Source organism: Myxococcus sp. AB025B, from assembly GCF_006518215.1.
Classification (GTDB): domain Bacteria; phylum Myxococcota; class Myxococcia; order Myxococcales; family Myxococcaceae; genus Myxococcus; species Myxococcus fulvus.
Genome location: NZ_SRLW01000376.1, coordinates 1 through 8,184 on the forward strand (window position 1 = coordinate 1; position 8,184 = coordinate 8,184).

Annotated in this window: 7 protein-coding genes; 1 reads left to right on the forward strand and 6 read right to left on the reverse strand. The window is 69.2% G+C overall.

Going from position 1 to position 8,184, the window contains the following annotated elements:
* Window positions 1-788 precede the first annotated feature (788 nt).
* The 3 genes from FL311_RS38140 to FL311_RS38150 all read right to left on the reverse strand — a co-directional run bounded on the left by FL311_RS38140 (window position 789) and on the right by FL311_RS38150 (window position 4,890).
* Window positions 789-3,395 carry a right-handed parallel beta-helix repeat-containing protein gene (locus FL311_RS38140; protein WP_141332579.1) on the reverse strand — a complete coding sequence of 869 codons (2,607 nt, stop codon included), beginning with the start codon at window positions 3,393-3,395 and terminating at the stop codon, window positions 789-791.
* Window positions 3,396-3,638: 243 nt separating this feature from the next.
* Window positions 3,639-4,079: a hypothetical protein gene (locus FL311_RS38145; protein ID WP_141332580.1), complete on the reverse strand. Its 441-nt coding sequence runs from the start codon at window positions 4,077-4,079 to the stop codon at window positions 3,639-3,641.
* A gap of 25 nt (window positions 4,080-4,104) precedes the next feature.
* Entirely contained in the window at window positions 4,105-4,890 is a 786-nt protein-coding gene (locus FL311_RS38150) for an alpha/beta fold hydrolase (protein WP_141332581.1), read from the reverse strand.
* Between the two features lie 152 nt (window positions 4,891-5,042).
* On the opposite strand from FL311_RS38150, the gene FL311_RS38155 reads away from it, so the two are divergent.
* Complete coding sequence (locus tag FL311_RS38155) at window positions 5,043-5,756, forward strand: DNA methyltransferase (RefSeq protein ID WP_141332582.1); 714 nt, start codon at window positions 5,043-5,045, stop codon at window positions 5,754-5,756.
* On the opposite strand, the gene FL311_RS38160 is transcribed toward FL311_RS38155, so the two are convergent.
* The 3 genes from FL311_RS38160 to FL311_RS38170 all read right to left on the reverse strand — a co-directional run.
* Window positions 5,735-6,397 carry a hypothetical protein gene (locus tag FL311_RS38160; RefSeq protein WP_141332583.1) on the reverse strand — a complete coding sequence of 221 codons (663 nt, stop codon included), beginning with the start codon at window positions 6,395-6,397 and terminating at the stop codon, window positions 5,735-5,737. The two genes, FL311_RS38155 and FL311_RS38160, sit on opposite strands and share 22 nt — an antisense overlap.
* 66 nt (window positions 6,398-6,463) lie before the next feature.
* Window positions 6,464-7,366, reverse strand: coding sequence for an alpha/beta fold hydrolase (locus FL311_RS38165; protein ID WP_194869539.1), 903 nt, complete (start codon window positions 7,364-7,366; stop codon window positions 6,464-6,466).
* Between the two features lie 250 nt (window positions 7,367-7,616).
* A partial coding sequence (locus FL311_RS38170) for a hypothetical protein (protein ID WP_228557350.1) occupies window positions 7,617-8,184 on the reverse strand: 568 nt, incomplete at its 5' end.

Genomic DNA, 8,184 nt, shown 5'->3' on the forward strand with positions numbered 1-8,184 from the left:
GTTTCCGCAATCCTTCTCTTCTTCTTGGGCTTGCTATTTGGTTTTCAAAGACCGAGTCGCTTGTCTCCACCGCGACTTCTTGCTACCCTGCGTCCGCCTTCGACTTCTTTCCGGCGTCAGCGGGGCGCCCCTTCTATTTCATCTTCGCGTCCGCTGTCAACCACTCAGTTTCAGCTTTCTTCTTTGCTGCTCTCCCGAAGTCCCCAGCGCCGCCCAGTGGCTTCCGCTGCTTTCTTCCGGAGGGGCGCGGCTTCTACCTCTTCGCCGCATCCCGTGTCAACTGCTGCTTCGTTGACCACCCCGCCGCTCCTGCCCGCCTACCGCTCGGGTTTCTTCGTCGGGGGCGCGGCTTCTATCACCGCCGCGTCTCCTGTCAACTCGCTTCGTTGACCGCTGTATTCCGTCGATGTTCCTGCTCCCACCACGAAGTGCTCCGCGCCAGTGCGCGGCTTCGTTGCGGGGGAGCGGCATGTACCACTGATCCTGGAAACGCATCAACTTTTCGTGACAGGGCGCGTCGGATTTCTCCACCCCACCCCGTCCCCCGTTGGATCTCACCCGGGCACGGCTCCAGCCAACCTGCTGGAGGAACTCCCGCTGCGACCGTGAACCACCGGGCGCCGTCCTTGAATCCACGCCTCGGAAACGCTCGACCCTGGGAGCTCGGCGTGAGCCCAACCAAGAGAACGAGCCTTGGGTCGTCTACTTGTCCCACTGGCTCGGACGCCCGTTCCAGCTACTCCATGCACCTACATGGAGACTGGGAGCCTCCGCTCCCTATCGATGCATCACCGCACGCGCTGGAGCTGTGAGCCCGTCACGCCGTCCCCGCTCACCGTGAGCGTCAGCTCTCCCACCTGCGCCGCCTGGAAATAGAACGTCGCTTCCTGCTGCGTCCTCTCCAGCACCAGCGACCACCCGTCTCCCGAGGTCGCCAGCGGCGTCGTACAGGTCGCATCCGCGAAGAGGGACACCCCCGCCGCCGCCGGTCCCGTCCCTTCCAACGTCAGCGAGGGGGCCGCAAGTGCGGACAGGTTGCCTCGACTGTCCTGGCTCTGCACCACCAGACCCTCCGAGCATCGGCCCACCGCGGTCTCTCGCGCCGGGGTCATGAAGAAGAGCTGGGAAGCCGCGCCCGCCACCACGTCCACATCGAAGGTGGCCCCAGGCTGCGTGCCTCGGTCATACCCGGGCCCGCTCACCTTGTTCTGGCTGATGGCGTTGGCGCCCCCCAGGTCGGAGATGCCCGCCTGGTACGGATAGCCGTTCGTCACCGGCCCGCGGTGGGTCACGGTGTTTCGCGACACCTGGAGCCGGGTCGATACCGCCAGTGGCCCTCCGCCCGCCTCTCCCTGAGACAGATTGATGCCGACGTCGTTGTCCTCCACCGTGTTCTCGAAGAGGACGATGTCCTCGCACAGCGCGAACCCGTAGTACGCCCCGCCCGCGACCAGGATGCCCGAGGCCACCGCGGAGTCTCCCGTGTAGGCGTGCCCCGTCACGCGGTTGCCCGTGGCCCGCCCCGTGGCCCCGTCGCTGAACTGGATGCCGTTCCTCGCGATGAAGGGCACGGGCCCACCGCCCTCGACACGGTTGTCCTCCAGGTTCAGCTCCACCTTGCCCGTGCCGACGATGCCCGCCTTCTGGTAGCCCACCACGTGGTTGCGCAGCACCTCCACGTGCGTCACCGACTCGGCGTCGCGCGCGTTGCGCACCTCGATGGCCACACCCTCCTGACAGCCCCCCTCCCCTTCCTTCTGGTTCACGTCCCGGACCACGCTGTCGAGGATGGAGCCGCTCGCGCCGTCGAACAGGATGCCGCGCAGCCGGGCCGAGCCCGCGTCACACGTCAGCTCCGACAACCCTCGCGCCGCCACCGTCACGTCCCTCACATGCGCCGTCGTCCCCAGGCTGCTCAACACCGCGCCTCGGAAGCGGCCGTCGCGAGGGTCCACCGCCGTGAGCACGTGGCCGCCACCGTCGAGCGTGTACCCGTCCGGAATCCACACCGTCTGCGCCGTGGTGCAATCCGCCGTCAACGTCACCGTCGAGGCTCCCAACACCGCCGGACACGGCGCATGCTCGTCACACCACAGGTCCTCCCACTCCACCACCAGGACTCGCGTCACACTCAACCCGGAGGCATTCGTGACGGTCAGCGTGATGGTGGGCGTCACATCCCTCGGGGCGCAGGACAGCATCACCCAGTCCGCCGAGCCCGTTCCGGCCCCTCGCGCCATGTTCCCCAGGAGCCCCGTGTTCGCCGTCCACGCGAAGGTCAGCGGCTCCCCCTGCGGGTCCGTCGCGGACGCGGACAGCCGCACCATCTGCCCCGCGAAGGCGTCCTCGGAGGACTGCGTCACCTCCGTGAGCGTCGGCGGCTGGGGGTTCGTCACGCACAGATTCAACGAGCGCACCTGCGAGGCCCTCGTCGCGTTGTCGGAAATCCTCACGCTCAACTGGCAATTGTCACACGCGACCTGGGGCGCCTCCATCGGCGTGAAGCGCGTCGTCGGTGAGGTCGCGTCCTCGAACTCGCCCTCGCAGGTGGACGTCCACGCGTAGGAGAGCAGGTCCCCATCGTCATCCACCGCCGTCACCTCCAGCTCCACCGGCGTGCCCACTCGCACCTGGGAGCCCGGCCGGGCGCCCAGCTCCGTCACCACCGGGTCGCGCTCCAGCGAGGCCTCGTGCGCAGCTCCCCACCCACCTCCGAGCGCCACGTCCACGGAGAACCGCAGCGTGGACACCGCCCCCTGCGCCCCCATGACCTTCAAGGTCAACGCATCCGGCCCGCGGCGCAGCGGCGCCGTCCACTCCGCATCCGAGACACCCTTGTCGGTGAACTGTCCCTCCACCGCCTCCCACGCATACGTCAGCGTCTCCGAGGTCTCCGCGCCCCGCGCCACCACCCGGAACCGGATGGACTCTCCCGGAGACACCGCGGCGCGTGAGCCCACCACCGCATCGATGATGGGCGCCGTGCTCCCCAACGAGGGATTCACCCGATGGGGAACCAGCACGAGCAGCGCGGGACGGTGCTTCTCCAGCTCCACGTCCGCCACGCTCACCTCTCCCACCACCCCGTCCGCGGCGTCCAGCACCCGCGCCCTCACCGTGCCCACGCGGCCCGGGGGCAGGCTCCTCATCAGTCCGCCCCAGGAGTCACCCGCGCCCTCGAGGACCGTCGAGACCGGCTCGCCCTGCGTCGGCGTCACCGTCACCTCCACCTTCGCCACCTGGTCCAATGGCAGCGAGCGCGGCAACACCGTCACCACGCGCAGCGAGCCCGTGGCCTCCGGGCTCACCCCCAAGGGCTCCTCGAGATGGCACCCCACGGACAGCACCAGCGCGCCAGCGAGCAGGGCCAGGCGCATCGAGTTCGCTCGGTTCATGGTGACGTCCTCTCAGCGATGTCGGGTGCCACACGATATCGGCAAGCACGCGGCCTCCCAAGCAACCGGCCACGCTCCCCACCAGGACCGCCTGCCCGGCTCCTGCCCCACACCTCCCCACGAGGCAGGTCCTCGTCAGGCCGATGACACACACATCCCACGGGGAGCGTCCTCCCAGCGTCCATCCATGGGTGCTGGGAGGACGGTGCGACAGGTGATGCGCCGGGCGCGGGCCCTCGCGCCTCAGACCTTGCCGCCGATGAAGCCACCGCCGAACGGAGACGGGCCCCGCTGACGCAAGGCCTCGCGCTCGGCCTTCAGCGCGGCGAGCGCCTCGTCTCGCGTCAGGTAGTGGTTCACCGCCGCGCCGTTGATGGCGCCACTGGTGAGCACGAACATGCGCGTCATCTCGTCACCACCGAAGCGGTACGAGCGGTGCGTGTAGCGCTCGAGCACCTCGCGGCGCTCCTTGCCGAAGACCCGGCCCGCGGTGAACTTCACCACCAACCCATCCAGGTTGATGAGCAGGTCCACCTTGCCCGAGCCCGCGTAGCGCGCGAGGTGCACCTCCACCTCACGCCGCCATCGCAGGACATCCTCCTCATTCACCAGGACGCAGTCCGTGAAGTTCGCCGTCACGACATCGTTCGGCGCGTCGTAGTCGAAGGACATGCTCCAGGCCATCGTGATGCCTCCCTCGAAGCCGGAATCAGGCGGGCGCGGAGCCGGCCAGGAAGGCGGACAACACCGCCGCGGTCTCCTGGGGGTGCTCCACGTGCGGATAGTGACCGGGGCCCGGAATGTGAGCCATGCGCGCACGCTGGATGGGCGCCACCACGGCCTCCCTCAAGAAGGCTGGCGGCAGGAAGGCGTCATCCGTGGACACCACCAACGTCGGCGCCGTGATTCTCGCCAGCCGCTCCTGGATGCCCCCCTTCGTCCACGCATCGAAGGCGCCCTCAATCGACGCCGCGCTCACCGCGCCCGCGTCCTTCAACAAGACCTCCAACTGCTCCGGCGGCAGCTTCTTGCACGCGAGCCCCAGGATGGTCTTCTGCTTCTCGCGGTCTCCCGCCGACGTGCGGAACAGCCCCGCCGCGTCCGGAGGCAGCGGCAATCCCGACGCCGGCACCGTGTTGAGCAGCAGCAGCGCGTCCACCCGCGCGGGGACCTCCGACGCGACCCACTGCGCCAGCTGCCCACCCATGCTGTGCCCCACCACCGTGAAGCGCTCCGCACCCACCGCGTCCACCACCGTCAGCACGTCCCTCGCCAGGCCCTCCAGCGTGTAGCCGCCGGCCGCCTTGCCCGACTGCCCCGTGCCTCGCGCGTCCGGAATCACCAGCCGCAACCCCGTCAGGTCCAGCCGCTCCACCAGCCCGTCCCACACCGCACCCGACACCATCCACCCGTGCACCAACACCACCGTGCGCGGCCCGTCACCGATGACTCGGTAGTGAAGTGAAGTCCCGTCAGTTGCGGAAATCGTGGGCATGTCGTCTCTCCGGACGAAAAGGATAAAGCAGCATTGAATTAATGTGCGGGAGCGAAAGCAAGTCAGGACACCCGGGAGTGGCTCAACATTCCCATGTAGGCATTCGCCGCCGGTACGTGTGAGGTTGGCTCGTGGAGTGATAACGAGAGGGGATGCTCCACACCACGGCCGGGCGAACGGTGCACTGCGAGGACGCGCTGACGTGGCTCGCGGCGCAACCCATCCTGACGGGCTGCTCGGCGGTGGCCTCGCTCCCGGATGCGTCCGAGTTCCCCACGCTGTCCCTCACCGAGTGGAAGGCGTGGTTCATCCGCGCGGCCGCGCTCGTCATGTCGCGCGTGCCCGATGACGGCGTGGCCATCTTCTACCAGACGGATGTGAAGGACGCGGGGCTCTGGGTCGACAAGGGTTACCTCGTCTCGCGCGCCGCCGAGGAGTCGGGACTGGGGCTGCTCTGGCACAAGGTCGTCTGTCGCCGCGCCCCCGGCACCGTGACCTTCGGTCGGCCCGCGTACTCCCACATGCTGTGCCTCTCTCGCGGCATCCGCGTCGACCTGGGGAAGTCCACCGCCGATGTGCTCCCCGACGCGGGCGAGGTCACGTGGACCCGCGGCATGGGCGTGGAGGCGTGTCAGCTCGCGTGCCGCTTCATCCTCGAGCACACCCCCACGCGCACCGTCGTGGACCCCTTCTGCGGCCATGGCACCGCGCTCGCCGTGGCCAACGCGATGGGCCTCGAGGCCATCGGCGTGGAGCTCAGTCGCAAGCGCGCGCGCAAGGCTCGGAACCTGCGTGCGCGGTGGCACGAGCAGAAGCTCGTGCTCACCCAGGACGACGCGGCGGCTCAGGCCTCGGATTCGGAATAGGTCCGAGGTGCGCCCGTGGCGCTCAGGGCCACGGGCAGGGCGGACAGCTCGCTCGCCACCACGGGCTCCAGCTCCTCGATGAAGGCCCCGAACAGCCGCTCCTCCAGCGCCAGCGCGTCGTCCAGTGACGCGCCCACCGCGGAGAGCCGGGCCACGCACGCGTCCTCGATGGTGCGCCGGTGGCCCTGCTCCTCCGTGACGACGCGACCCAGCTCCTCCTTCACGCTCAGGCTGCGCGTGGCCGCCTTGTAGAGCGGATAGAGCACCATCGCGCGACGCTCGATGGCCGTCGTCGTGAGCAGGTAGTGCAGGTACACGTCCGGCGCGCCCGTGTACGACGTGGCCCACTTCGCCAGCTCGTGGTCCAGCGCCTGGAAATAGCGGCCCGCGCCCTCCGGACACAGGAACGTGGTGATTTCGCTCCCCGCCAGCTCGGCGGACAGGCGCTTGAACGCGAAGGCGTGGCGCGTCTCGTCCGCCAGGTGCTCGAGCACGCTCAACGACGGATGCCGGTCCGCCACCGTGCGCGAAATCTTCCTCGCGCCGATGAACTCCATCAGGGACAGGGTGTGCAGCCAGCGAGCCTCGAGCTCGGACGACTGGGCCAGCTGGCGAAGCACCGCCTGGATTCGGTCACGCATGCCGCGCCCTCTAGCGCGTGCACGCTCCGCGCGCGAGCACCAACACACTCGCCCCTCCGCTTCGACTCAGGCCACGGGCGCTTCTGTGCCCCAGAGCTCCTCCGCCACCGTGCGCACCTGGGCATGGTTCACCGGAGAGGCGCCCTCGATGAAACGGAAGAGCTCCATCGCCACCGTGTGCGGCGCGTCCCACATCACGAAGTGCCCCGCGTCCGGCACCTGCATCCACCGCGCACCCGGGATGTCCCAGACCAGGCGCTCGCCGTACTTCGCGGGCAGCAGTCCATCCTCCGCGCCCCACATCACCAGCGTCGGCACCGCGAGCTGGCCCAGCTTCGGCGCCAGCTCCTGGGTCTGGTTCGTGTTCAGCGCCACCGCGTTGCGCGACAGCGAGACCCAGCCGACCTCCGTCGTGTAGGGCGCGAGCAGCCCCTCCAGCAGCTCCGCCGACTGCGCCTTCACGAAGCCCTTCTTCTTCAGCCCCAATCGCAGCAGCTTCGTCATCCGCTCGGGTGACAGCTTCCTCGCCATCCCCGGCGTGCCGAGCTGCGACATCAGCGCGAGCGGCCACGCGTCGTAACAGACGCTGTCCATCAAACACAGCCGACTCACGCGCCGCGGGTAGCGCACCGCGAGCTGCTGCGCCACGCCGCCTCCCACGTCGTGCCCCACCACCGCCGCGTCCACCACGCCCAGGCGCTCCATCCAGGCCTCCAGCACCTCCGCCTGTCGCGTCACCGAGCGGTCGAACCTGTCTCTCCGGTCGGAGAAGCCGTACCCCAACAGGTCCGGAACCAGCACCCGGTGCGACGCGGCCAGCGCTCGCGCCAGCCCGCTCCACAGATAGCTCCACGTCGGGATGCCGTGCAGCAACACCACCGGCGGCCCCTTGCCCCAGTCCACGTAGCTCACGAAGTGGCCACCCGACTCCATCACCTCTTGCCGCCCCTGCCACTCGCGCCAGTTCATCGCTGCTCCTCCGTCGCCATCGGCTCCGTCATGCACCTCGTCGCGGCTTGCGCCATCCAGAGGCACGACCATCCCTTCCTCGCACCACGACAGCCCATCGCGGTGCTTCCGCCACCACCGGGTCCGTCACTCACCGCGTCACCAGGCGGCGCGGCCAGTGCCCATGCCATCACCGCGTCTCCTGAAGGCAGGGCCGCGGCGCCGCGCGTGTCAGCAAGAGACGCCACCACCGCCCACGCATCGCGCAGGCTCATCGCAGCTCCTCCGCCGCGACCCAGTCCGGCACCAGCCTCGCGGCGCCCGGCATCGGCTGGCGCAGCATGTCCGGCACGTCCTGCACCAGCTGCGAGAGGTTCAGCAGCAACACCGTGCCTCGTCGCTCCAGGTCCTCCGTCACCTTCAGCACCGCGTCCGCGTCCTCCCCCAGCGCCATCACCCGCTGGCGGCTCAGCGTCACCACGTACGGCAGCTCTCGCGCTCGCCGCCTCGCGGACTCACGCAGCACCTCCGCCGCCTGCTGGTACGACGCGTCCCCGATTCGAGGCTTCAGCCGACGCCACGCCGCTTCCAGGTATCCCGGCCAGCACGCCAGCGCCCGGTACTCCCCCGGCACCCCCGGCGGGCCCACCGTCTTCACGATGTCCGCGAACACCGCCCTTACTCCCGGCTCCGTCGGCTTCTCCGCCACCCACTCCATCGCCGCCATCCGCGAGGGCGCGCGTCGTGCCCCACCACCGCCGCGTCCACCACGCCCAGGCGCTCCATCCAGGCCTCCAGCACCTCCGCCTGTCGCGTCACCGAGCGGTCGAACCTGTCTC